At 54.0% G+C, this 237-nt stretch carries 1 protein-coding gene; it reads left to right on the plus strand.

Annotation, left to right across the window (positions count from 1 at the left end; genetic code table 11):
- Positions 1-54 precede the first annotated feature (54 nt).
- Positions 55-237 (plus strand): alpha/beta fold hydrolase (locus AC6UDB_RS07265; protein ID WP_500709596.1); only part of this gene is annotated, 183 nt, incomplete at its 3' end.

Genomic DNA, 237 nt, shown 5'->3' on the forward strand with positions numbered 1-237 from the left:
GCGGATGAGTACGCTAAATGCCACCGAACTCCACCTAATGCAGGAGACGAGAACATGGGATACGTCACGACAAAAGACGGGGTCGAAATTTTCTACAAAGACTGGGGCCCGAAGGACGCCCCGGTAATCCATTTCCATCATGGTTGGCCGCTCAGCGCTGATGACTGGGATTCCCAGATGTTATTTTTCCTCGCCAATGGGTTCAGAGTCATTGCCCACGATCGCCGGGGTCATGGC

It is taken from the genome of Fructilactobacillus sp. X3R2C1, assembly GCF_059901235.1.